This is a genomic window from Streptomyces pyxinae, assembly GCF_024756275.1.
GTDB classification, from domain to species: domain Bacteria; phylum Actinomycetota; class Actinomycetes; order Streptomycetales; family Streptomycetaceae; genus Streptomyces; species Streptomyces pyxinae.
The window spans coordinates 28,610-51,588 of sequence record NZ_JANUGQ010000013.1; the positions used below are offsets into that span (position 1 = coordinate 28,610).

A 22,979-nucleotide genomic window follows, 5' to 3' on the forward strand; every position below is an offset into this window, starting at 1 on the left:
CCGGCACCCGGCCGTGACCGGGGCCGGCCGCGACCCGCCTAGACTGGCGGGGCAACACCCGCGGCTCGGCGGCTCGGCGCCACGGCACCGCAGCGATGCGGCGGCAGGAGCGCCCCGAGCGGCATGAGCGGCACGCGCGACACAAGTAAAACGAGCAACACGAGCAACACGAGCACCGAAGGAGACCCGGGAACGTGACGGACATCGTCGACGAACTGCGGTGGCGCGGGCTGATCGCCCAGTCCACCGACGAGGACGCGCTGCGGAAGGCGTTCGCGGACGGTCCGGTCACGTTCTATTGCGGCTTCGACCCGACCGCGCCCAGCCTGCACCTGGGAAACCTGGTGCAGATCCTCACCATGCGCCGCATCCAGCAGGCGGGCAACCGTCCGCTGGGCCTGGTCGGCGGGGCCACCGGGCTGATCGGTGACCCCAAGCCCAACTCGGAGCGCACGCTCAACGCGCCCGAGGTCGTCGCGGGCTGGGTGGAGCGGCTGCGGGCGCAGATCGAGCGGTTCCTCGACTTCGAGGGACCGTACGCCGCGACCATGGTCAACAACCTGGACTGGACCTCCGGCCTCTCGGCCATCGATTTCCTGCGGGACGTCGGCAAGTACTTCCGGGTCAACAAGATGATCGCCAAGGAGGCCGTCGCCCGGCGGCTCAACTCCGACGCGGGCATCAGCTACACCGAGTTCAGCTACCAGATCCTCCAGGGCATGGACTTCCTGGAGCTGTACCGGCGGTACGGCTGTGTGCTCCAGACCGGCGGCAGCGACCAGTGGGGCAATCTGACGGCGGGCACCGACCTGATCCACCGGGTCGAGCCGGAGGCCGGGGTGCACGCGCTGGCCACCCCGCTGATCACCAAGGCGGACGGCACCAAGTTCGGCAAGACCGAGTCGGGCACCGTCTGGCTGGACCCGGAGCGGACCACGCCGTACGCGTTCTACCAGTTCTGGCTGAACGCGGACGACCGGGACGTCGCCAAGTTCCTGCGGATCTTCAGCTTCAAGACCCGGGAGGAGATCGAGGAGCTGGAGCGGCTGACCGAGGAGCGTCCGCAGGCCCGGGCCGCCCAGCGGGCGCTGGCCGAGGAGCTGACGACCCTGGTGCACGGCGCCGACCAGTGCGCGGCCGTGGTCGCCGCCTCGAAGGCCCTCTTCGGCCAGGGCGAGCTGGCGGAGCTGGACGGGCCGACGCTGGCGGCGGCCCTCTCCGAGCTGCCGCACGCCCGGGTGGCCGGGCTCGGCGCGGTGGTGGACCTCTTCGCCGAGGTCGGCCTGGCGCCCAGCAAGTCGGCGGCCCGCCGCACGGTCAAGGAGGGCGGCGCCTACGTGAACAACGTGAAGGTGACCGCCGAGGACGCCGAGGTCACGGCCGACGAGCTGCTGCACGGCCGCTGGCTGGTGCTGCGCCGGGGCAAGCGCAACCTGGCCGCGATCGAGGTCACCGGCGGCTGAGCGGCGGCGGCGCCGTACACGAGTCGCACACGCAGGGCGATGGGCTCCGGGTGTCTCCCGGGCCCACCGCCCTGGTGCTGTTCCGCCCCCGTTTCCCGGCCCCCGTTCCCTCCCCTGCCGCCGAACCCCGTGGCACCTCCGTGGCGCCTCCGCCGGTGCCGCCCTTCCGGCTGTTCCGGCACGCGCGGTCAGGCTCGCGTTCGCTGGCGGTTGCCGCGCAGGGCCATGTAGAGCATGTCCCCGATGCCGACGATCACCACGGCGGCGACGACCTGGAGCGCGTGCCTGCCCCAGTCGATGCCGGGGGTCGCCTCGATGCCGAACGCTCTGGCGAGGGCGTTGCCGACGATTCCGCCGATGATGCCGAAGATGGTCGTCAGCCACAGTGGACTGTGCTGCTTGCCCGGCAGAATCGCCTTGGCCAGCAGGCCCAGCACGAATCCCACGATAATCGCCCACAACCAGCCCATGGCTGCCTCCTCGGTACGGATCGACGTGAGCAGTCATCGACAGTCTGGGGTCATCCGCCGTACGGCGCATTTCGGGCGTCTCGTACGGGTGACGAACGGGCGGTCCGGGAAGGGGACGGCCCCGGTTTCGTACGGTACGGGGCGCGGCCCCCGGTCTCGTACGGGGGCGGGGGCGGGCGTACCGTGGAGGGCAGGTCCCGGCCGGGTGAGCTGCCGGGACACCGGAGCCGGGTGGTGGGACGATGCGGAAGCGCAGGCACGACGAAGTCTTCCGGATCACCGGGGCACGTCAGGGCCTCGCCGACGACGTACGCGGCCGTCAGCGGCGCTATGTGATCTCCATGTCGGTCCGGACCGTGGCGGTGATCGCGGCGGCCGGTCTCTGGAACGTGGAGCGGCATGTGGCGATCGTCGCCCTGGTACTGGGCGCGGTGCTGCCGTACGTCGCCGTGGTGATCGCCAACGCCGGCCGGGAGAGCGCGCCCTCGCTGCCCTCCGCCTATCTGCCCCCGCCCGTCCGCCCCGCGCTCGGTGCCTCCGAGCACGAGCCGGCCGGTGAGCGGCGGACGACGCCCCCGGGCGCCGGCGGTCCGGGCCCCGACCGCACGGACCGCACCGGCCATGAGGATCGCACCGACCCTGAGGAGCGCGCCGACCGCGCCACCGGCCGTGATGCCGACCGCGAGCATCAGCGAGCGGGCAGCGAACCGCACTGACCGGTCCGGAACGAGCGCGTCCGGCAAGCTCAGGAAAACCTCAGATCAATCCTGAAGTTCCGGTGCACTCCAGCGCGTTCGCCGTGACATACTGCGTAGGCGCTCCGCATCCCCCGTCGGAGCGACGGACCGACGCCGGGCAGCTCCCCCCGTGGCTGCCCGGTGTCGCCATTTCCGGGCCTCGCCCCTTCTCCTCACCCTCGCGGCGCACCGCCCTGACCTGGGCATCGTGTCGGGCCTGGCAGACTTGCCCTGTCCGGAAACCGCCGGAACCCCCGGAGGCACCCGGTGCCGTCCGCCCGGGTTCCCGGTCACTCTCCCGCCGGACACGGCCGGGCCCCCGTCGGGCCCCACTGGTGGTATGGACGTGCGTGCGGTGAGCGACGAGACCGATCCGATCTGCTCCGCCAAGGGCTGCCGGGCGGACGCCGTCTGGGTGCTGGCGTGGAACAACCCGAAGCTGCACCCGCCCGAGCGCCGCAAGACCTGGCTGGCCTGCGAGGAGCACCGGGAGTACCTGTCGCGGTTCCTGGGCGTACGGGGGTTTCTCAAGGACGTGGTGGAGCTGGCCGAGTGGCGGAGCCGGGAGACCGGCCGGGGCGCCGGCGGCTGAGCGTGGCGGGCGGGGGCGGCCGGGCGTGGCGGGCGCCGGAGGACGCCGGGGCGAGAAGGACCCGGAGCCACGGAGGAGCCACGGGGCCCGGCCGCCGACGGGCCGGGGTCAGCAACTGACGGGCCGGGACTCGGCCGCCGACGGGCCGGAGTCAGCCGCCGATGGACGACATGGGCCGGTCCGGCTGGAGGAAGTCCGGGTCGTCCAGGCCGGAGCCGGCCTTCTTGCCCCACATCGCCGTGCGCCACAGCCCGGCGATCTCCTCGTCCGGCGCGCCCGAGCGCAGCGCGCCGCGCAGATCGGTCTCCTCACGGGCGAAGAGGCAGGTGCGGACCTGGCCGTCGGCGGTGAGCCGGGTGCGGTCGCAGGCCCGGCAGAACGGCCGGGTGACGGAGGCGATGACGCCCACCCGGGCGGGGCCGCCGTCCACGATCCAGCGCTCGGCGGGGGCCGAACCGCGCCGCTCGTCGCCCTCGGGCTCCAGGGTGAAGCGGGTGCGCAGCGCGGCCAGGATGTGCCCGGCGGTGATCATGCCGTCCCGCTTCCAGCCGTGCTGGGCGTCGAGCGGCATCTGCTCGATGAAGCGCAGCTCGTAACCGTGCTCCAGCGCCCAGGCGAGCAGCTCGGGGGCCTCGTCGCCGTTGAGGCCCGGCATCAGCACGGTGTTGACCTTGACCGGGGTGAGGCCGGCGTCCCGGGCGGCCGCCAGACCGTCCAGCACGTCCCGGTGCCGGTCCCGGCGGGTGAGTGCCTTGAAGACCTCGGGACGCAGGGTGTCCAGGGAGACATTGACCCGGTCGAGCCCGGCCTCCCGCAGCGCCGCCGCGGTGCGCCGCAGCCCGATGCCGTTGCTGGTCAGCGACATCCGGGGGCGGGGGCGGAGCCCGGCGCAACGGGCCACGATCGAGACCAGGCCCGGGCGGAGCAGCGGTTCACCGCCGGTGAAGCGGACGTCCGTGACGCCCAGTTCGGTGACGGCGATGGTGATGAGTCGGACGATCTCGTCGTCGGTGAGCAGCTCCGGCTTGCCGAGCCACTGGAGCCCTTCCTCGGGCATGCAATAGGTACAGCGCAGATTGCACCGGTCGGTCAGTGAGACCCGCAGATCGGTGGCCGTACGGCCATAGGTGTCGATGAGCACCGCGGCCCCTCCTCCCCCGGTAGTCCGGCTTCTCGTCTCTTCGACCGAGCCTACGCGGCGTTCGGCGAGAACGAGCAGGGCCCCGGTGACCAGGACCCCGGCGGCCGGCTCGTAGCTTCCGACGAACCGGCCCCGGGGTGGTCCCGTACGGACCGGGGAGCCGTACGTCGCGGGGCCCCGGGCGGTACGGGTGTCCGGGCGGGGGCACGGCGCCGGGCGCCCGTACGGCACGGGGTCCGGGCGGCAGGCGTCCCGGCGGGCGTACGGCTCAGTGCGCGCCGATGCCGGTGAGGGACTTGACCTCCAGCTCGGCGTACTTGCCGGCGTCCGGGGTCTCCCGGGAGAGCAGCGAGCCCAGCCAGCCCAGCAGGAAGCCCAGGGGGATGGAGAACAGACCCGGGTTCTCCAGCGGGAACCAGGCGAAGTCGGCCTCCGGGAACATCGAGGTGGGCTTGCCGGAGACGACCGGGGAGAAGAGGACGAGCGCCACCGAGGAGATCAGCCCGCCGTAGATGGACCAGAGCGCGCCCTGGGTGGTGAACCGCTTCCAGAACAGGCTGTAGAGGATGGTCGGCAGATTGGCCGAGGCGGCCACGGCGAAGGCGAGGGCGACCAGTCCGGCGACATTGAGATCGCGGGCGAGGGCGCCGAGGCCGATGGAGACCACTCCGATGAGGACGGTCGCCCAGCGGGCGGCCCGGACCTCCTCCTTCTCGGAGGCGTGCCCCTTGCGGATCACATTGGCGTAGATGTCATGGGCGAACGACGAGGAGGAGGCGAGGGTGAGGCCCGCGACCACGGCCAGGATGGTGGCGAAGGCGACGGCGGAGATCACCGCCAGCAGGATGGCGCCGCCCGCCGAGTTCTCGCCGCCGATGTGCAGGGCGAGCAGCGGGGCGGCGGTGTTGCCGGCCTTGTTGGAGGCGGTGATCTCGGCGGGCCCGACGAGCGCGGCGGCGCCGAAGCCCAGCGCGATGGTCATCAGATAGAAGGCCCCGATGATGCCGATCGCCCAGTTGACCGAGGTGCGGGCGGCCTTGGCGGTGGGCACGGTGTAGAAGCGGATCAGGATGTGCGGCAGCCCCGCCGTGCCGAGCACCAGGGCGATGCCGAGCGAGAGGAAGTCCAGCTTGGAGGTGCCGGTGGCGCCGTACTTCAGCCCGGGCTCCAGGAAGGCCGCGCCCTTGCCGCTCTTCTCGGCGGCGTCACCGAGGAGTTCGGAGACGTTGAAGCCGTACTTGAGCAGCACCAGGAAGGTGATGAGCAGGGTGCCCGCGATCAGCAGCACCGCCTTGACCATCTGCACCCAGGTGGTGCCCTTCATGCCGCCGACGGTGACGTACACGATCATCAGCAGCCCGACCAGCGCGACGATCCCGACCTTGCCGGCGTCGCTGGTGATGCCCAGCAGCAGCGAGACCAGGACGCCCGCGCCGGCCATCTGGGCCAGCAGATAGAAGATCGAGACCACGATGGTGGAGGTGCCGGCGGCGGTACGCACCGGACGCTGGCGCATCCGGTAGGCGAGCACGTCGCCCATGGTGAAGCGGCCGGAGTTGCGCAGCGGTTCGGCGACCAGGAGCAGCGCGACCAGCCAGGCGACCAGGAAGCCGATGGAGTAGAGGAACCCGTCGTAGCCGAAGAGGGCGATGGCCCCGGCGATGCCCAGGAACGAGGCGGCGGACATGTAGTCGCCGGAGATGGCCAGGCCGTTCTGGAAACCGCTGAACTGGCGTCCGCCGGCGTAGAAGTCGGCGGCGCTGCGGGTCTGCCGGCCGGCCCAGACGGTGATGACCAGGGTCGCGACGACGAAGCAGCCGAACAGGGTGATGATCAGCGGCCGGTGCTCGGTGGTGGCACTGGGGGCGGCGAGCAGGGTGGCGGCGGGGTGGACGGTGCTCATGCGTCGGCCTCCGTGCGGGTCATCCGGGCCTTGATCGCCCGCGACTTGGGGTCGAGCTTCGCGGCGGCGTGCCGTGAGTAGAACCAGGCGATCAGGAAGGTGGTGAGGAATTGGGCCAGTCCGAGCACCAGCGCCACATTGACGTTGCCGAGGAGCGTGGTGCCCATGAAGCCGCCGGCGTAGTTGGAGAGCAGGACGTACAGCAGGTACCAGGCGATGAAGGCGATGGTGAGCGGAAAGGCGAACGACCGGTAGGCGTGGCGCAGTTCACCGAACTCCGCGCTCTGCTGCACCTCGGCGAACTGTGCGGTCGTGGGCTGTGCGGGACGGTCGTCCCGGCCGCCCGGGGGCGGCGCTGCGTCGGTGGCCACGGAAGACTCCTCGCGGTGGATAGGGGGTGGGCACGGTCCGGCGTGCGGTTGACACCGGCTCTTCCCTGTCAACGGCACGGCGCCCGGCACGAAGCGGTTCACCCTCCGGGTTTTTCCGGAAGAAGTCGTTGCTGAGCCGTGATGATCAGCGCTAACTTCACTCGTCATGCACCTGCCGCCCGTACAGCTGTGCGGGCGGACGTCACGGATGATGTGGAGAACCGAACCCATGGCTCATCTGGGATCCAGGCGCGGGCGCGTGCTCGCCCTGCCCGCCGGTCTGGTACTCACGGCCTCGCTCGGACTGCTGCCGATCGGCGCGGCCTCGGCCGCCCCGGCGGACGAGGCACCGGCCACCGCGGTCGCCACGGACGGCCCGGAACTGTCGTACGTCGTCAATGTCAAGGGCGGCGGCGCGGCGAGCGCTTCGCTGAAGAAGGCGATCACCCGGGCGGGCGGCACCGTCGTGGTGGCCTACGACCGGATCGGTGTCGTCGTCGTGCACTCGAAGAACCCGGAGTTCGCGAAGACGATACGGGAGGCCAGGGACGTCCAGTCGGCCGGCGCGACCCGTACCGCGCCGATCGCCGCGCAGTCCACCAAGGACATAGCCGCCGAACAGCCGCTCACCGCCCGGGAGGCGAAGGCCGCGGCGGCCAGGGCGTCCGACGAGCAGGACGCGCTGGAACCGCTCCAGTGGGATCTGCCGGCCATCAAGGCGGACAAGGCGCACCAGCGGTCGCTGGGCAGCAGGAAGGTCACCGTCGCGGTCATCGACACCGGGGTGGACGACACCCACCCCGACCTGGCGCCCAACTTCGACCGCGCGGCCTCCGCGAGCTGTGTCTCGGGCAAGGCCGACACCACCGAGGGCGCCTGGCGGCCCGCCGCCGGCGAGAGCGACCACGGCACCCATGTGGCGGGCACCATCGCCGCCGCCAAGAACGGCACCGGCGTCACCGGTGTCGCGCCGGGGGTGAAGGTCTCCGGCATCAAGGTCTCCAACCCCGACGGGTTCTTCTACACCGAGGCGGTCGTCTGCGGTTTCGTCTGGGCCGCCGACCACGGCGCCGAGGTGACCAACAACAGCTATTACGTGGACCCCTGGCTCTTCAACTGCGTCAACGACCCGGACCAGAAGGCCCTGGTCGAGGCGATCAAGCGGGCCTCCGGGTACGCCGAGCGCAAGGGCGCGGTCAATGTGGCCGCCGCCGGCAACTCCAGCACCGACCTGGCCTCGCACTCGGTCACCGACACCACCAGCCCCAATGACTCGGCCCCGGTCAAGCGGACCGTCGACCCGAGCCAGTGCCCCGACATCCCGACGATGCTGCCCGGTGTGGTCACCGTCTCCGCGACCGGCGCCAAGGGCCTGAAGGCCTCGTACTCCAACTGGGGCAACGGGGTCGTGGACATCGCCGCGCCCGGCGGTGACTCGACCGCCTACCAGCCGCCGCAGGCCCCCGCCGTCAACGGGCTGATCCTCTCCACGCTGCCCGGCGGCAAGTTCGGCTACAAGGGCGGCACCTCGATGGCCTCCCCGCATGTCGCGGGCGTCGTGGCGCTGATCAGGTCGACGCACCCGAACGCCTCCCCGGCCCGGGTGAAGGAGCTGCTGTACGCCCAGGCCGACGACCAGGCGTGCACCAACCCGTACGACATCAACGGCGACGGCAAGATCGACGGGGTGTGCGAGGGCGGCAAGAACAAGAACGGCTTCTACGGCACCGGGCTGGCCGACGCCCTGGACGCCGTCCGCAAGTAGCGCCCGGCGCGCCCCGTCCCCGCGTATGACGGCCGGCGCGCCCCGACCCCGCCTATGACGGCCGGCGCGCCCCGACCCCGCGTATGACGGCGGGGCCCCGCTCGCCTGCCGGGCCACGGGTGGGTCCGCTCGCCCGTAGGGTCGCGGGGGGCTCATGCGGGACGGCGGGCGGCCGGCGGTACGGGGCCGGGTGCGGGGAACCGCACCCGGCCTCGCTTCCTCTTTCTTCTCCTGGCACTGAGTGTCAGCATGAAACCTATGGACCTCACTGAGCACGGCGATCTGCCCCGGGTGTGGACGGTACTGGGTGCCGAAACAGGGTTGCTGGAGGGAATCCGGTACGAGCGCGGCGACGGCCCCGGGCTGCCGGCGCGGCTGCCGGTCATGGAGCTGGCCCGGACCTCGGTGGCGGCCGCCGCGCTGGCGGCGGCCGAGCTCGCCGCCGTCCGCGCCGGAGGACCGGCGCCCCGGGTGCGGGTCTCGGACGGGGCGGTGGCGGCGGCCTTCGTCAGCGAGCGGCTGGTCCGGCTGGACGGCCGGGCGTGGGCGGCCTTCGATCCGCTCTCGCGCTTCTGGCGGACCGGCGACGGCCGGCTGCGCACCCACGCCAACTACCCGCACCACCGGGCCAGGTTGCTCGCCGCACTGGGGCTGCCGGACGGCGCCCCGGTGGCGGCCGTGGCCGCCGTTCTCGGGGGCCGGCGGGCCGTGGAGGTGGAGGAGGCGGTGTACGCGGCCGGGGGGCTGGCCGTCGCGGTACGGGACGTACGGCAGTGGGCCGCGCACCCGCAGGGTGCCCTGGTCCCGGGCCGGCCGCCGCTCACCCTGGAGCGGTCGGACGGGCCCGGGCGCCGGCCGGTTCCGTTCCCGGCGGCCGGGACGCCGGCCCGGCCGTGCGCGGGGCTCCGGGTGCTGGACCTGACCCGGGTCCTCGCCGGTCCGGTCGCCACCCGGACGCTGGCCCTGCTGGGCGCCGAGGTGCTGCGCCTGGACTCCCCGCACCTGCCGGAGAGCCAGGAGGCCCACAACGACACCGGGCCCGGCAAGCGGTCGGCCGTCCTGGACCTGGCGAGCCGGGCCGGCCGGCGTACCTTCGACGAGCTGCTGGCCGGGGCGGACGTGGTGGTGAGCGGCTACCGGCCCGGGGCGCTCGACCGGTTCGGCCTCTCCCCCGCCGAACTGGCCGCGCGGCGCCCGGGGCTGGTCGTCGCCCGGTTGTCGGCCTGGGGGCGGTACGGCCCCTGGCGCGGCCGGCGGGGCTTCGACAGCCTGGTCCAGGCGGCGACCGGCATCGCCCTGCTGGAGGGCACCGACAGCGAGCCGGGTGCGTTGCCCGCGCAGGCGCTCGACCACGGCACCGGCTATCTGCTGGCCGCCGGGGTGCTGCGGGCACTGACCGAGCGGCACCGGGACGGCCGGGGCGCCCTGGTCGAGGCGGCCCTCACCGAGACCGCCCACTGGCTGGTGCACGACCTCGGGCGAGACGGGACCACCGGTCCGGACGGCCCGGCGGACCCGGACGGCCCGGCGGACCCGGGCGGCCCGGCCGATCCGGGGGGCCCGGCCAACCGGGACCGCTGGACCAGCACGGTGGACGGCCCGCTGGGGCGGCTGCGGTACGCCCGTTCCCCGGTGGCGTACGAGGGCGGCCCGGCCGACTGGACCCGGCCGCCGGGCCGGTGGGGCACCGACGCCCCGGCCTGGTCCGGTGACTGAGGCACGGCGACCGAGCACGGCGACCGAGCCGTGCCGCCGACGGACCGCAGGGGTGCCCGGCGGTCAGCTCCCCGGACGCGGCCGGGGCGCGGACGCCCGGGCGAGGATCCCGGTGACCAGCAGGTACTGGGCGGCGGCATAGCTGAGCATGATCCAGAAGTCGGGTACCGGCGGCTGCGGCCAGCCGGCCACTCCACCGGCGATCAGGGTGTCGGAGAGCAGGAAGAGCGCGCCGCCCGCCCCGGCGACGGCGCCCAGACCGGCGGCGCCCCGGGCCATCACGGTCAGCAGGGTGGCGTACCCGGCGACCGGCAGCCGCAGCCCGGCGGGCAGCCCCGGCCACAACAGGGCCACCGTGACCACCAGCGCGGCCCCGTACCCACCGGTGACGACCCGGCCCCGGCCGGGCGCCGCCGCCCGGCGCGTACCGCGAAAAGCGACCAGATAGCAGAGGTGGCCCAGGGCGAACGAGCCCATTCCGGCGAGAAAGGCCCACTCGGCGCCGTCCGCGAGCAGGAGGACGTCCCCGCCCCAGCCGCACACCAGCGCGGCGAGCAGCGGGCGGGGGGCCCGGCACACCGCCGCGTACGCCAGCAGCAGGGGCATCAGCAGCGGTTTGGCGAGCAGATGGCCGGTGGCCGAGCCCCCGAGCAGCGCGGTCAGGTCGGTCACGACCGCCAGCCCGAAGGCGCCGAGCAGCAGCGCCCCGGCCCGCCCGGCACGAGCCGCCGGAACGACCGCCCGGCCGCCGGTTCCGGTGATCGTCCGGCCGCCGGTTCCGACGACTGGGCGGCCTTCGGTCCTGGCGGTCGCCGCCCCGGTCCCGGGGGCCGCCGGTCCTGGCCCGGCGGTCACGCGGCCGGCCCGGCGGACTCGAGCGCCGGTGCCGGCCGCCCCTCCGGGCCGGCGGGGGCGGGCCCGGCACCGGTCCGGTCCGACGGGGGCACGGCGACCGGAGGCGCGGCGACCGGAGACGGGGCGGCCGGAGACGGGGCGGCCGGAGGCGGGGCGGGCTGCCAGCCGGGTCCCCGGAAGACCCGGCCGGCCCGCTCCCGCCAGCCACGGGCGGCCCGCAGGTCCCGCGCGATGGCGGCGTACTCATGGGTGGCGACCCGCAGCGGGTTGTAGGTGGCGATGTTCTTGGTGAGCCCGAAGACGGGCCGCTCGGTCTCCGGCGTGAAGGAGCCGAACATCCGGTCCCAGACGATGAGGATCCCGCCGAAGTTCCGGTCCAGATAGCCGCCCTGGGAGGCGTGGTGCACCCGGTGGTGGGAGGGGGTGTTGAAGACGAACTCGATCGGGCGGGGAAGCCTGCCGATCCGCTCGGTGTGCACCCAGAACTGGTAGACGAGGTTGGCCGAGGAGCAGAAGGCCAGCGCCGCCGGGTGCACCCCGCAGACGATCAGCGGCAGGTAGAACGGCCAGACGGTGAGCGAGGTCCAGGGCTGCCGCAGCGCGGTGGTGAGGTTGAACTTCCGGCTGGAGTGGTGGACGACATGGCAGGCCCAGAGGATCCGTACGACATGGTGGCCGCGGTGGGACCAGTAGTAGAAGAAGTCCTGGGCGAGCAGCATCAGCGGAACCGTCCACCACAGGACGGGCACCCGGGCCGGCGTCAGCTCGTAGACCGCGGTGTAGACCGCCACGATCGGGATCTTCCAGAGGAAGTCGAAGACCAGGCTGCCGAGCCCCATGCCCAGGCTCGTCGCGGCGTCCCTGGTCTCATAGCCGGCGGCGTCCTCGTCGGGGTGCAGCCGGCAGCTGACGATCTCGAGGACGGTGAGCAGCACGAACGCGGGTATGGACCACAGCACGACATCGGGCAGGTTCGGCATGCGAGCACGGTAGAGCGGGCCACCGGGGCGCGGCTAGGGGTTGTTACCCACAAGTATGCGAGACGATCTGTCAACGCCCGCCGGGCGTCCCTCAGTCGCCGAACACTCCCTGAACATATGGGACAAATCGGGGCGCATCGCCCGGCTTCCCGCACCGGACGGATCGTCACCCCGCTCCCCCGTTCCCGCCCGCCGAGCCCGGCGCAACTCCCGTCCATCGCGCCGGAGTCGGGGGCGGGCGGGCGCGGCGGCGGCCGGCCGGGGGGACGCCCGGGCGCGGCGCTGTCAGTGCCGGGCTCTATTCTCAGGAACCATGCTCGACGACCGTACGACAGCCATGTGGCCGACCGCCTACCCGCAGGGGTACGCGGTCGTCGACGTGGAGACCACCGGACTCGCCCGCGACGACCGGATAGTGTCGGCTGCCGTCTACCGGCTGGACGCCCAGGGGAATGTGGAGGACCACTGGTACACGCTGGTCAACCCCGAGCGCGATCCCGGTCCGGTCTGGATCCACGGACTGACCGCCGACATGCTGGTGGAGGCCCCGCTCTTCCCGGACATCGCCGCGGAGTTCTCGACCCGGCTGGAGGGCCGGGTGCTGGTGGCGCACAACGCCCTCTTCGACTGGGGCATGATCTCCCGGGAGTACGCCCGGGCCGAGCGGACCGCGCCGGTGCGCCAGCGGCTGTGCACCATCGCGCTCGCCCGGGAGCTGGCGCTGCCGCTGCCCAACCTCAAGCTGGAGTCGCTCGCCGCCCACTTCGGGGTGGAGCAGCGCCGGGCCCACCACGCGCTGGACGACGCCCGGGTGCTGGCCGAGGCGTTCCGGCCGAGCCTGCACGCGGCGGCCGAGCGGGGGGTGACGCTGCCGCTGCTGGAGTGCCGGCCGCTCACCGAGTGGGTGCGGGAGCCGGCCCCGGCCGCGCGGATCGGCCGTCAGCCCTCGTACGGGCACGGCAGTTGGCGCCCCGCGCGCAAGCGCCCGGCCTGCCCGTACCCCAACCCCGGGCGGTACGAGCCGGACAAGCCGCTCAAGCAGGGCATGCGGGTCGCCTTTTCGGGTGATACCTCCATCGACCGGGAGCTGCTGGAGGACCGGGCGGTCGAGGCGGGACTGCACGTGGCCACCAGCGTCTCCCGGCTGACCAGCCTGCTGGTCACCAACGATCCGCTGGCGGGCACCTCCAAGACGGCGAAGGCGCGCCAGTTCGGCACGCCGATCGTGGACGAGGCCGCCTTCACCCATCTGCTCCGGGACGTGGCCCCGGCCGGGGGCTGAGCCGGGGGGCTGAGCCGGAGGCGGGCGCGGCGGGACCGGGAGCCGGGTGCGGCCGGCCGTCCCCGGCCGATGCGACGGGCGGCTGGCCGGACGGGTGACCGCAGGGCGTGCCGCCGCTCCGGCGACCGGTGCCGGACCGCACCCTGTGGCGCATGGCACGTTGTGAGGTCTGCGGAAACGATTACGGCATGTCGTTCGAGGTGCACGCGCAGGGCGCGGTGCATGTCTTCGACTGCTTCGCCTGCGCCATCCACCGCATGGCGCCCATCTGTGAGCACTGCCGGGTCCAGATCATCGGCCAGGGCGTCGAGGTCGAGGGCCACTGGTACTGCGGCGGGCACTGCGCCCGGGCCGAGGGGAGGGCGGGACTCGTCAACAAACGCTGACAAGGTCTGACCAGGACTGCTCAGCGCTGACAAGCACTGAGCAACACCGGCAGGCACCGGCAGGCACCGGCAGGCACCGGCAGGCACCGGCAGGCACCGGCAGGCACCGGCAGGCACCGGCAGGCACCGGCAGGCACCGGCAGGCACCGGGACGATACGGTCCGCCGCCCGCGAGGGCCCGGACCCCGCGTTCCCGCCATGGCGGAGGCGGCGGCCCCGGGGCCCCGCGCCCTCGCCGTCCGCCATGGCCGGGGTGGCGGGTCCGGACGCCACCCGCCCCCGTCCCGGGTCGGAGCCGGCGGCCCCGGCCGGACCCGGCGGCCGGGGCGGCGGGGCGTACGGGTACGGTCGATGGCGTGTACCGCTTCCTGTTGTCCCGGCAGTGGGTGATCCTCACCCTGCTCGCCCTCGTCCTCATCCCCGTGATGATCGAGCTGGGCTTCTGGCAGTTCCACCGGCACCAGCACCGCGTCGCCCAGAACGCCCTGATCGAGGACAACCTGCGGGCCCGGCCCATGCCGGTCACGGAGCTCACCTCCCCCGGCCACACCGTCCCGCGCGCCGACTACTGGCGCCGGGTCACCGCCACCGGCACCTTCGACACCGCCCATGAGGTCGTGGTGCGCCGCCGTACCTCCGCCGACGAGCGGATCGGCGTCCTGGTGCTCACGCCGCTGAACCTCCGGGGCGGCGCCACCGTCCTGGTCAACCGGGGCTGGATCCCGGCCGCCGCCGACCAGATGGCCTTCCCCGAGGTGCCGCCCGCGCCCCGGGGCGAGGTCACCGTCACCGGCCGGCTGAAGGCCGACGAGACCACCGGCGCCAGCGGCATCAAGGACCTCAAGGGGCTGCCGCCCCGTCAGGTCATGCTGATCAACAGCGAGCAGCAGACCGAAGTGCTGGGCCGGCCGGTGCTCGGCGGCTATCTGGAGCAGACCGCGCCGGTGCCGTCCGGTGACACCCCCGAGCTGATCCCCGAGCCCGACCACGACTCCATCGGCCCGCACATGGCGTACGCCGTCCAGTGGTGGCTGTTCGCCGCCGGCGTACCGGTCGGCTGGGTGGTGCTGGTCCGGCGCGAGAAGCGCGACCGGGCGGCGGCCGCGGCGGAGAGCCCGGCCCGGCCGGAGCCCGCGGCCGCCTGATCACTGCCCCGGTGGCCGTCCGGGCCCACCGCCCGGGCCGCCCGCCATGTGACCCTCGTCCACCGCTGCTTAACCGCCGGTCGGGGCGGGAACAGGCCACAGCGTGACGCAACGCATTGAGGACTACGCCCTCATCGGGGATCTCCAGACCGCCGCGCTCGTGGGCAGGGACGGCTCGATCGACTGGCTCTGTCTGCCCCGCTTCGACTCGGCGGCCTGTTTCGCGGCACTGCTGGGGGACGAGGAGAACGGCCACTGGCGGCTCGCGCCCAAGGACGCCAAGGCCTGTACCCGCCGGGGCTATCTGGACAGCTCGCTGGTGCTGGAGACGGTCTGGGAGACCCGCACCGGCACGGTCCGGGTCCTGGACTTCATGCCGCAGCGCGACGAGGCGCCCGATGTCGTCCGGATCGTGGAGGGGCTCAGCGGCTCGGTCGAGATGTACGGGACGCTCCGGCTGCGCTTCGACTACGGCTCGGTGGTGCCCTGGGTGCGCCGGTCGGACGGCCACCGGGTGGCGGTCGCGGGGCCCGACTCGATATGGCTCCGCAGCGAGCCGGAGGTGAAGACCTGGGGCCAGCAGTTCTCCACCTGCTCGTCGTTCACGGTCGGCGAGGGCGAGAAGGTCGCCTTCGTCCTCACCTGGCACCCCTCGCACGACCAGCGTCCCTCGCTGATCGACCCGTTCGAGTCGCTGGAGCACTCCCTGGAGGACTGGCGCGAGTGGGCGGACACCTGCACCTACGAGGGCCCGCACCGGGCGGAGGTGCTCCGCTCGCTGATCACCCTCAAGGCGATGACCTACGCGCCGACCGGCGGGATCGTGGCCGCCGCCACCACCTCGCTGCCGGAGGACCCGGGCGGGGTACGGAACTGGGACTACCGCTACTGCTGGCTGCGCGACTCCACCCTGACGCTCGGCGCGCTGCTGGCGGCCGGCTACCTGGACGAGGCGGCGGCGTGGCGGGACTGGCTGCTGCGGGCGGTGGCCGGCGACCCGGCGGACCTCCAGATCATGTACGGGCTGGCGGGTGAGCGGCGGCTGCCCGAGCTGGAGCTGCCCTGGCTGAGCGGGTACGAGGGAGCGAGCCCGGTACGGATCGGGAACGCCGCCGTGAAGCAGCTCCAGCTCGATGTGTACGGGGAGGTCATCGACTCGCTCTTCCTGGCCCGGGAGGCCGGGCTCGCCGCCCAGTCGCACGCCTGGAACCTCCAGCTGAGTCTGCTGGGCTTCCTGGAGTCCACCTGGCGCCGGCCGGACGAGGGGCTCTGGGAGGTACGCGGACCGCGCCGCCACTTCGTGCACTCCAAGGTGATGGCATGGGTGGCCGCCGACCGCGCGGTCCGCACCCTGGAGGCCGACCCCTCGCTGCCCGGCGACCCGGCGCGCTGGCGGGCGATGCGGGACGAGGTGCACCGGGAGGTGTGCGAGAAGGGGTACGACCCCGAGCGCAACACCTTCACCCAGTCGTACGGCTCCAAGGAACTGGACGCGGCCACCCTGCTCATCCCCCGGGTCGGCTTCCTGCCCCCGGACGACCCCCGGGTGGTGGGCACGGTGGACGCGGTACGGGAGGAGCTGAGCCACGACGGTTTCATCCGCCGCTACACCACCGACGGGTCCCGGGTGGACGGGCTCCCCGGCGACGAGGGCACCTTCCTGGCCTGCTCGTTCTGGATGGTGGACGCGCTGCGGCTGACCGGCCGGACCAAGGAGGCGCGGGAGCTGTTCGAGCGGCTGCTCTCGCTCACCAACGACGTGGGGCTGCTGGCCGAGGAGTACGAGCCGGTGTCCGGGCGGCAGCTCGGGAACTTCCCGCAGGCGTTCAGCCACATCGGTCTGGTCAGCTCCGCCATCGCGCTGGCCCGCGCGGAGGCCGGCGACTGAGCCGCTGCCCGGGGCCGCCGCTCGGGGCCGGTGCCGGGCGGCGGCTGGGACGCGGGCCCCGGGGTCCGGGGTGGAAGGCCCTCGCGCCGGAGTGGCGGGAGGCGGCAGGATGGCGGCATGGATCTTGGACTGAAGGACCGTGTGTACGTCGTGACCGGCGCCTCCCGGGGCCTGGGCCTCGCCTCGGCCCGGGCGCTGGTGGCCGACGGCGCCAGGGTGGTGATCGCGGCACGCGACGAGGAGGCCGTGGCGCGGGCGGCCGAGGAACTGGGCCCGAACGCGGTGGGGCTGGCCGTCGACAACGCCGACCCGGCGGGAGCCGAGCGGCTGATCGGGGCCGCCCGGACGCACTTCGGCCGGTTCGACGGCGTACTGATCAGCGTCGGCGGCCCGCCGCCCGGGCGGGTGGCGGACAACACCGACGAGCAGTGGCGGACGGCGTTCGAGTCGGTCTTCCTGGGCGCGGTCCGGCTGGCCCGTACGGCGGCCGAAGCCCTGGCCGAGGGCGGGGTGATCGGCTTCGTCCTCTCCGGTTCGGTGTACGAGCCGATTCCCGGGCTCACCATCTCCAACGGCCTGCGACCCGGGCTCGCCGGGTTCGCCAAGTCGCTCGCCGACGAGCTGGGCCCGCGCGGGATCCGGGTGGTGGGGCTGCTCCCGGGACGGATCGACACCGGCCGGGTGCGCGAGCTGGACGCCCTCTCCGGCGACCCGGACGCCACCCGGGCCCACCACGAGGAGCGGGTGCCGCTGCGCCGGTACGGCACGCCCGAGGAGTTCGGCGGCGCGGCCGCGTTCCTGCTCTCCCCGGCGGCCGGTTATCTGACGGGCGTGATGCTCCCGGTGGACGGCGGCAACCGGCACGGCTTCTGACCGCCGGCGGGCCCGCCGTACAGGAGCCCGCGCGCGACCGCGCCCGGGTCCGCCGCGCACCGGCCCCCACCGGGCGCCGAGCCGCCGGCCCCGGACCGGGGCTCCGGGCCGCCCGACGCCGATCATCGTGCCGGGGTCGGGTCGGGTCACTGTGGCCGGACGGCTCGGCCGTGCGCACGAGCCCGCCCGGGACGGGCTCGGAGGTCCGAGCTCCGAAGTCCGGGGCCGGGTCCCGGGGAGACACCCGGCACCGGCAGCCGTACCGGGTCGGTCCCGCCGCACGGGCGACGGCCACCGAGTGCGAAGCCCCGGCGCCCGGCCCGGACACGGAGCCGCCCCGGCCGGGCCCCGGCGCCCGCGAGGCGCCGACTGCCGCCGGAGCGGGTTCGTCGGCCCGGACCAGGCACCGTGGACGAGCGGGGTCCGGGCCCACTGCGGGGAACCGCCGGCGATCCCTGGTTCGCCGGCGCGGTCCCGGCCACCCCGCGCCCGTGCAGGCGGAACCACCGGACCGGCCCCGGCACCCGCGGGGCCGTACCACGACGGCTGCCGGGGGGCGGGTGCGCAGCTTCCGGACCGCACGGCCATGGACGGGCCGAGGTCCGGGCCCGCCGGGTCCGGAGCGGTCCGTCCCGGGGAGGCCGTCGGGCCGGGCCCCCGGCGCCCGTGAGGTCGCATGGCGCCGACTCCGGGCGGGACGGCAAGCCGGGCCCGGACGCCGCACCGTGGACGAGCCGCGGCCCGGGCCCGCCGGGTCCGGAGCGGTCCGTCCCGGGGAGGGCCGCCGACCGGGACCCCACCGGCTGCGCGGCCGTACGGCTTCGGCTGCCGGGCGGGACGGTCAGCCGGGCCCGGACCGCGCGGCCTCGGGCGAGCGGAGGTCCGAGACCGCCGGGTCCCGGGGGGTCCGTTCCGAGGAGGACCGCCGGGCCCGGCCCGCGCAGCCGCAGGTGGGGCCGCCGGGACCGGGTCGCCGCTCCGCCGGGGTCAGCTCACCCGGCCGGGGCGGTGGCCGGCGGTGCGGAGGTACGCCTTGGCGGGCAGCTGCTTGAGACCCGCCGAGTCCCGGGCGTGGGCCAGCGCCCCGTCCCGCAGCCGGGTCAGGGTCTCGCCCGGCGAGGCACCCGGCTCCAGCGTGAGCGCCACCCGCGCCGTGGGAGCCGTACGGCGGCCGGTCAGCCGGACCCGGGCCCGGTCGACGCCGTCCAGGGTCTCGGCCTCGCCCGCCATCGCGTCCTCCAGGGTCCGGCCGCGCAGCCCCGCGCCCTCGCCGTCCCGGCTGTTCACCAGCACCTCGGTGAGCCGGCGGCGGCGCGCCTGGACGAGCAGCCAGGCGAGCGCGGCCAGCAGCAGCACCGCGAGCGCCGCGAGCACGGCCGGCCACCACCAGTCCTCGCCCCGCCAGCGGCGGCGGGCACCGGTGGAGAGCAACACCCCGTCGGGACCGTGCCAGGGCCACCAGGACGGCACGTCCAGGCCGGCTCCGGCGGCGAGCACCGCGCCGCCGACGGCCAGCAGGACGAGGCCGGCCAGCCCCAGCAGCACCCGGTTGACGATCCGCAGCACGCCCTCACCCCTTCTTCCGGGCCGCACGGGTGACGCGCACGGCCGGGGCGGGCGGCCGGGCCAGGCCCAGCTCCCCGATGCCCGCGCGCACGGCGGCGGTCACGTCGTTCCGTACGTCCTCCAGTTCGCGGAAGTGCGAGACGGCCCGCACCCCGACCCGGCGGCGGCGCGCCCTGACCCGGACCGACTGGACACCCGGCACGTCCAGGGCCCGGTCACGCAGCACCTCGGCCACCGAGTCCCGGCTCAGCCCGGCCCGTACCGGCTCGGCGTCCCGCCGCATCGGAAGCATCCGACGGAGCCCGGGGGTGCAGGCCAGCAAGAGCAGCCAGAGCCCCAGCAGCACCGCCACCGCCGCGCCGATGAGCACCCAGTGGTCGTTGAGCGGCCGGGTGGCCAGCTCGTCCGCGAGGAACCGGCGCCAGCGCATGCCGGGGCGCTCGGCCCGTACCGCCGCCACGTCGTAGAGGAGCAGCCCGGAGCCGCCCAGCACCACCAGGGCGAGCAGCGTCGCCGGTACGCGCCGCGCCGCCCAGAAGCGGCGGGCTCCCCGGGACGGCTCCGGGGCCGGTGTGCGGTCGCTCATCGCAGTCCCCTTCCCCGGCCGTCCCGGCCGCCCTGGTCGTTCCGGTCGTACGGCGTGAGCAACCGCTCCACCCGGACCGCCACCTCCGGCACCGTCATGCCCGCCAGTTGCCGCACCCGCCGACTCACCCGCCCGCGCACCGCGCCGCACTGGGCGCCGATGTCGGAGGGGTAGCCGAGATCGAGCGTCACATGCACCCGGGCGCTGTCCCGGCGCACCAGGACGCTCGCCCGGGGCGGATCGCCGCCCTCGGGCAGGCTGCCCAGCGCCTCACGCGCCGCCCGCGCGGCGATCTTCGCCACGACCCGGTCGGCGATGGTGGTCGCCCCGCGATCCGCCGGCTCGATCCGGTCCGCGGCCACCTCCCGTCACCGCCGCCGCTCGTCGCGGGAGCGGACCCGGAAGAAGTCCCCGGGTTCGAGATCGCCGTCGAGGAACCGGCCGGCCACCAGGCCGACCAGTCCCAGCGCGGCGACCACCAGAAACGCCCCGAAACCGCCGAACCAACCGGCGAAGCCGAGCGCCATGCCGGCCACCAGGCCGATCACCGCCATGCTCATCACGCGCTCCCATTCCAGCCGTCAGCCGTCATGCCGTTCTGTCGTCATGCCGTCCTGCCCATCGATGTGCCCGCCCGCCGGGGCCGTGGTCCCGGGATCCCCATGGCCTCCGGGGGTCCTCGTCGGCCTCCGGGGCCGCCGGGTGACGGGGGGCCCCGGGCGTCCCGGGGTTCCACCGGGCGGGTCCCGGGCGGCTCCCGCGGGCGGGGCACCTCACTGGAGCCGGCTCTCCGACTCCTCGTCCTCCTCCTCGGGCAGCTTCACGTCGCTGACGGCGATGTTGACCTCGACCACCTCGAGCTCGGTCATCCGTTCCACCGCGTTGACGACGTTCTCCCGGACGGCCCGGGCCACGTCCGCGATCGCCACCCCGTACTCCACGACGATCTCCAGGTCGAGTGCCGTCTGCACCTCCCCGACCTCGGCCTTCACCCCTCGGGTGACGCTGGGCCGGCCGCCCGGCACCCGGTCGCGGACGGCGCCGAAGGTGCGGGAGACACCACTGCCCATGGCGTGCACCCCGACGACGTCCCGGGCGGCCAGCCCGGCGATCTTCTCGACCACGCCGTCCGCGATGGTGGTACGGCCCCGGGTCGCCGGGGCGCCGCCGGGGCTCCGCTTGACGCCGGGCCCCTTGCGGGTGTCCGCCGCCGGGTCGCCCGGACGGGCGCCCCGCGCCGTCTGTGCGGTCTGCGACATGTCGTCGGTCATCTCTGCGCCCCTTCCAGCACGGTGATGTCCCCCTTGTTCACATTAGGTGCCGTTGCGCACAATCGCGCCGGGAATGCGGCAGTCTGGAGCGATGACCACGGCTGGAGCGCAGACCACGGGCGGGGCGGACGGGACGGACGGAACCGGGGCGGCGGACCGTTCCTGGACGGCGGCGGTACGGGCCAGGCTGAGCCTCGGCCGGCTGCTGCCCCTGGGCGGCCCCGAGGAGGGCGCCTGGCTGGCCGAGCGGGCCGCCGTCACGGTGCTGGGCGAGGCCGCCCGCCAGGTACCGGAGGCGGTGCCGGGGCGGTGGCGGATCGGACCGGTCGCCCCGGACGCGGCGGTCGGAAGCCCCGCGCTGCCGCCTCCCCCGGGCGCGCTGCCGGTGGGGCCGCTGCGGCTGGAGGCGGAGGTCGCGGTGGAGCTCACGGCGGCCGGCCCGGCGCCCCTGCCGGCCGTCGCGGAGCGGCTGCGTACGGTGCTCCTCGCCGCGGCGGCGGAGCGGCTGGGGCTGCCGTTGACCGAGGTGGATCTGCGGGTCACCGCCCTGCTGGACGACCGGCCGGACGCCCCGGCGGATTCCCGGCGGCCGACTGAGCCGTCCGGGGGAGGTCCCGCCCCGGACGAGCCGCCGGAGCCGGCCGGTCCGGCTTCCGGACCGGAGCCCGGCGCCTCCGGGCCCGAGGCCGGCCGGCCTGAGACCGTCAGACTCGACGAGCCCGGCGCGGCCGGCGACGGCCCCCCGGCACCCGAGGCGGCCGTGGCGCTCGCGGTGCCGGGGGTCGCCCGGCTGACGACGGTCCTGGGTCCGTCCGTGCACCGGGCCGCCGGCCACGTCCGGATCGAACTGGCGACGGCCCCCGGGCACCGCGCGCTGGATGTGGCGCTGGCGGTGCGGGGGGCCGTCGGGGACGGGCTGCCGGTGACGGTCGTGGTCACCGGGGTGGCGTAACCGGCGGGGCCGTCCGGGCGGACGCCTCGTACGGGGACCGGGGCGGGGACGGAACGGCTCCGCGATCCGGGCGCCCCGGCGCCGAAGCGGCTCCGCGCTTCAGTGCCCTCAGTCCGCGAGCCCCGCGAGGTCACGGAGCCGGCGGGCCTGGGCGGCGCGCTCGGCGGCGCGCTGCTCCTCGTACGTACGCCCCGCCGCGCCGCTCAGCAGCGCCTTGGTCTCGATCACGGCGTCACGCGGGGCGGCCAGCAGCGCGGCCGTCAGATCGCGCACCGCGCCGTCCAGTTCCTCCCCCGGTACGACGAGATTGGCCAGTCCGATGCGCTCGGCCTCGTCGGCGTGGACGAACCGCCCGGTGGCGCAGATCTCCAGCGCCCGGGCATAGCCGACCGCCGCCACCAGGGGATGCGTACCGGTGAGGTCGGGGACCAGGCCGAGGCTGGTCTCGCGCATGGCGAACTGGGCGTCCCGCGCGGCCACCCGGAGGTCGCAGGCGAGGGCCAGCTGGAAGCCGGCGCCGATGGCGTGTCCCTGTACGGCGGCGATCGACACCAGGTCGTTCCGCCGCCACCAGGTGAACGCCTCCTGGTACTCCGCGATGATCGCGTCCAGCTCCGCGTCGGAGCCGCGCGCCATCTCCAGGAAGGACGGCTCGCCGTCGAAGCCCTCGGGGGTGAACGCCTGCCGGTCGAGTCCGGCGGAGAAGGACTTGCCCTCGCCGCGCAGGACGACCACCCGGACGTCGCCCGGCAACGACCGGCCCGCCTCGGCCAGCGCGCGCCAGAGCGCGGGGGACTGCGCGTTGCGCTTGGCGGGGTTGGTCAGCGTCACGGTGGCGACGGCACCGGCGGCCTCACCGGCTTCGGTGCCGCCGGCGCCACCGACGGTGAGCCGTACCCCGTCCTTGTCGAGGACCGTGCTGGTGTCGGGCGCGGTGCCGGTGTCGGCGTCGGGCACCGCGCTGGCGGAGTCGGCTGGGTCGAGCGAGGTCATGGAGCGCCTCCGGGTCCGGTACGGATGTGCGGTCAGCCGCAAGT

The 22,979-nt window shown here is 74.5% G+C and carries 23 protein-coding genes; 11 read left to right on the plus strand and 12 right to left on the minus strand.

Translation table 11 applies throughout. The features are described from left to right. The first annotated feature begins 194 nt into the window (after positions 1 to 194). Complete coding sequence (tyrS, locus tag NX801_RS16575) at positions 195 to 1,463, plus strand: tyrosine--tRNA ligase (RefSeq protein WP_258788504.1); 1,269 nt, start codon at positions 195 to 197, stop codon at positions 1,461 to 1,463. A 188-nt stretch (positions 1,464 to 1,651) separates the two neighbouring features. Here the strand turns inward: tyrS and NX801_RS16580 are convergent, their stop codons facing one another. Further along, positions 1,652 to 1,933 (minus strand): GlsB/YeaQ/YmgE family stress response membrane protein, encoded by a 282-nt coding sequence (locus NX801_RS16580; RefSeq protein ID WP_258788505.1) that lies wholly within the window; start codon positions 1,931 to 1,933, stop codon positions 1,652 to 1,654. 242 nt (positions 1,934 to 2,175) lie between these two features. On the opposite strand from NX801_RS16580, the gene NX801_RS16585 reads away from it, so the two are divergent. Beyond that, positions 2,176 to 2,649: a DUF3099 domain-containing protein gene (locus NX801_RS16585; RefSeq protein WP_258788506.1), complete on the plus strand. Its 474-nt coding sequence runs from the start codon at positions 2,176 to 2,178 to the stop codon at positions 2,647 to 2,649. A 361-nt stretch (positions 2,650 to 3,010) separates the two neighbouring features. Next, complete coding sequence (locus NX801_RS16590; RefSeq protein ID WP_258788507.1) at positions 3,011 to 3,262, plus strand: hypothetical protein; 252 nt, start codon at positions 3,011 to 3,013, stop codon at positions 3,260 to 3,262. 151 nt (positions 3,263 to 3,413) lie between these two features. On the opposite strand, the gene moaA is transcribed toward NX801_RS16590, so the two are convergent. From moaA to NX801_RS16605, 3 genes are all read right to left on the minus strand, one after another. Next, on the minus strand, positions 3,414 to 4,403 hold the full coding sequence (moaA, locus tag NX801_RS16595) for a GTP 3',8-cyclase MoaA (RefSeq protein ID WP_258788508.1): 990 nt from the start codon (positions 4,401 to 4,403) through the stop codon (positions 3,414 to 3,416). 268 nt (positions 4,404 to 4,671) lie between these two features. Further along, positions 4,672 to 6,306: a solute symporter family protein gene (locus tag NX801_RS16600; RefSeq protein WP_258788509.1), complete on the minus strand. Its 1,635-nt coding sequence runs from the start codon at positions 6,304 to 6,306 to the stop codon at positions 4,672 to 4,674. After that, complete coding sequence (locus NX801_RS16605) at positions 6,303 to 6,677, minus strand: DUF485 domain-containing protein (RefSeq protein ID WP_258788510.1); 375 nt, start codon at positions 6,675 to 6,677, stop codon at positions 6,303 to 6,305. The genes NX801_RS16600 and NX801_RS16605 overlap by 4 nt, the downstream gene beginning before the upstream one ends. A gap of 229 nt (positions 6,678 to 6,906) precedes the next feature. On the opposite strand from NX801_RS16605, the gene NX801_RS16610 reads away from it, so the two are divergent. Both NX801_RS16610 and NX801_RS16615 read left to right on the plus strand, forming a co-directional pair. Then, positions 6,907 to 8,442, plus strand: a complete 1,536-nt coding sequence (locus NX801_RS16610) for a S8 family peptidase (RefSeq protein ID WP_258788511.1) — start codon at positions 6,907 to 6,909, stop codon at positions 8,440 to 8,442. A gap of 258 nt (positions 8,443 to 8,700) precedes the next feature. Next, a complete protein-coding gene (locus tag NX801_RS16615; RefSeq protein WP_258788512.1) occupies positions 8,701 to 10,158 on the plus strand; it encodes a CoA transferase in 1,458 nt (485 codons plus the stop codon). A gap of 63 nt (positions 10,159 to 10,221) precedes the next feature. Here NX801_RS16615 and NX801_RS16620 read toward each other — a convergent pair whose 3' ends face one another. Then, positions 10,222 to 10,920: a lysoplasmalogenase gene (locus NX801_RS16620; RefSeq protein ID WP_428986167.1), complete on the minus strand. Its 699-nt coding sequence runs from the start codon at positions 10,918 to 10,920 to the stop codon at positions 10,222 to 10,224. Positions 10,921 to 11,009: 89 nt separating this feature from the next. Beyond that, the gene (locus NX801_RS16625) at positions 11,010 to 11,993 is read right to left on the minus strand and encodes a sterol desaturase family protein (protein WP_258788513.1); all 984 of its coding nucleotides are present in this window, start codon (positions 11,991 to 11,993) and stop codon (positions 11,010 to 11,012) included. 313 nt (positions 11,994 to 12,306) lie between these two features. On the opposite strand from NX801_RS16625, the gene NX801_RS16630 reads away from it, so the two are divergent. The 5 genes from NX801_RS16630 (at position 12,307) to NX801_RS16650 (ending at position 17,567) form a co-directional block, all read left to right on the plus strand. Further along, complete coding sequence (locus tag NX801_RS16630) at positions 12,307 to 13,275, plus strand: DEDDh family exonuclease (RefSeq protein WP_258788514.1); 969 nt, start codon at positions 12,307 to 12,309, stop codon at positions 13,273 to 13,275. Between the two features lie 152 nt (positions 13,276 to 13,427). After that, positions 13,428 to 13,661: a hypothetical protein gene (locus tag NX801_RS16635; RefSeq protein WP_258788515.1), complete on the plus strand. Its 234-nt coding sequence runs from the start codon at positions 13,428 to 13,430 to the stop codon at positions 13,659 to 13,661. 356 nt (positions 13,662 to 14,017) lie between these two features. Further along, positions 14,018 to 14,806 carry an SURF1 family cytochrome oxidase biogenesis protein gene (locus NX801_RS16640; protein WP_258788516.1) on the plus strand — a complete coding sequence of 263 codons (789 nt, stop codon included), beginning with the start codon at positions 14,018 to 14,020 and terminating at the stop codon, positions 14,804 to 14,806. Positions 14,807 to 14,909: 103 nt separating this feature from the next. Next, positions 14,910 to 16,694, plus strand: a complete 1,785-nt coding sequence (locus tag NX801_RS16645; protein ID WP_258788517.1) for a glycoside hydrolase family 15 protein — start codon at positions 14,910 to 14,912, stop codon at positions 16,692 to 16,694. A gap of 117 nt (positions 16,695 to 16,811) precedes the next feature. Beyond that, positions 16,812 to 17,567, plus strand: coding sequence for an SDR family oxidoreductase (locus NX801_RS16650; RefSeq protein ID WP_258788518.1), 756 nt, complete (start codon positions 16,812 to 16,814; stop codon positions 17,565 to 17,567). A 987-nt stretch (positions 17,568 to 18,554) separates the two neighbouring features. Here the strand turns inward: NX801_RS16650 and amaP are convergent. From amaP to NX801_RS16675, 5 genes are all read right to left on the minus strand, one after another. Continuing rightward, positions 18,555 to 19,133: an alkaline shock response membrane anchor protein AmaP gene (gene amaP / locus NX801_RS16655; RefSeq protein WP_258788519.1), complete on the minus strand. Its 579-nt coding sequence runs from the start codon at positions 19,131 to 19,133 to the stop codon at positions 18,555 to 18,557. Between the two features lie 4 nt (positions 19,134 to 19,137). Further along, the gene (locus NX801_RS16660) at positions 19,138 to 19,719 is read right to left on the minus strand and encodes a DUF6286 domain-containing protein (protein WP_258788520.1); all 582 of its coding nucleotides are present in this window, start codon (positions 19,717 to 19,719) and stop codon (positions 19,138 to 19,140) included. Continuing rightward, positions 19,716 to 20,081 carry an Asp23/Gls24 family envelope stress response protein gene (locus NX801_RS16665; protein WP_258788521.1) on the minus strand — a complete coding sequence of 122 codons (366 nt, stop codon included), beginning with the start codon at positions 20,079 to 20,081 and terminating at the stop codon, positions 19,716 to 19,718. The genes NX801_RS16660 and NX801_RS16665 overlap by 4 nt, the downstream gene beginning before the upstream one ends. A gap of 6 nt (positions 20,082 to 20,087) precedes the next feature. Further along, positions 20,088 to 20,279 (minus strand): hypothetical protein, encoded by a 192-nt coding sequence (locus NX801_RS16670; protein WP_258788522.1) that lies wholly within the window; start codon positions 20,277 to 20,279, stop codon positions 20,088 to 20,090. Between the two features lie 213 nt (positions 20,280 to 20,492). Then, positions 20,493 to 20,978 (minus strand): Asp23/Gls24 family envelope stress response protein, encoded by a 486-nt coding sequence (locus tag NX801_RS16675; RefSeq protein ID WP_428986168.1) that lies wholly within the window; start codon positions 20,976 to 20,978, stop codon positions 20,493 to 20,495. Positions 20,979 to 21,081: 103 nt separating this feature from the next. Between NX801_RS16675 and NX801_RS16680 the strand changes: the two genes are divergently transcribed. After that, a complete protein-coding gene (locus NX801_RS16680) occupies positions 21,082 to 21,942 on the plus strand; it encodes a hypothetical protein (RefSeq protein WP_258788524.1) in 861 nt (286 codons plus the stop codon). 108 nt (positions 21,943 to 22,050) lie between these two features. Here NX801_RS16680 and NX801_RS16685 read toward each other — a convergent pair whose 3' ends face one another. Then, positions 22,051 to 22,935 (minus strand): enoyl-CoA hydratase/isomerase family protein, encoded by an 885-nt coding sequence (locus tag NX801_RS16685; protein WP_258788525.1) that lies wholly within the window; start codon positions 22,933 to 22,935, stop codon positions 22,051 to 22,053. Positions 22,936 to 22,979 lie beyond the last annotated feature (44 nt).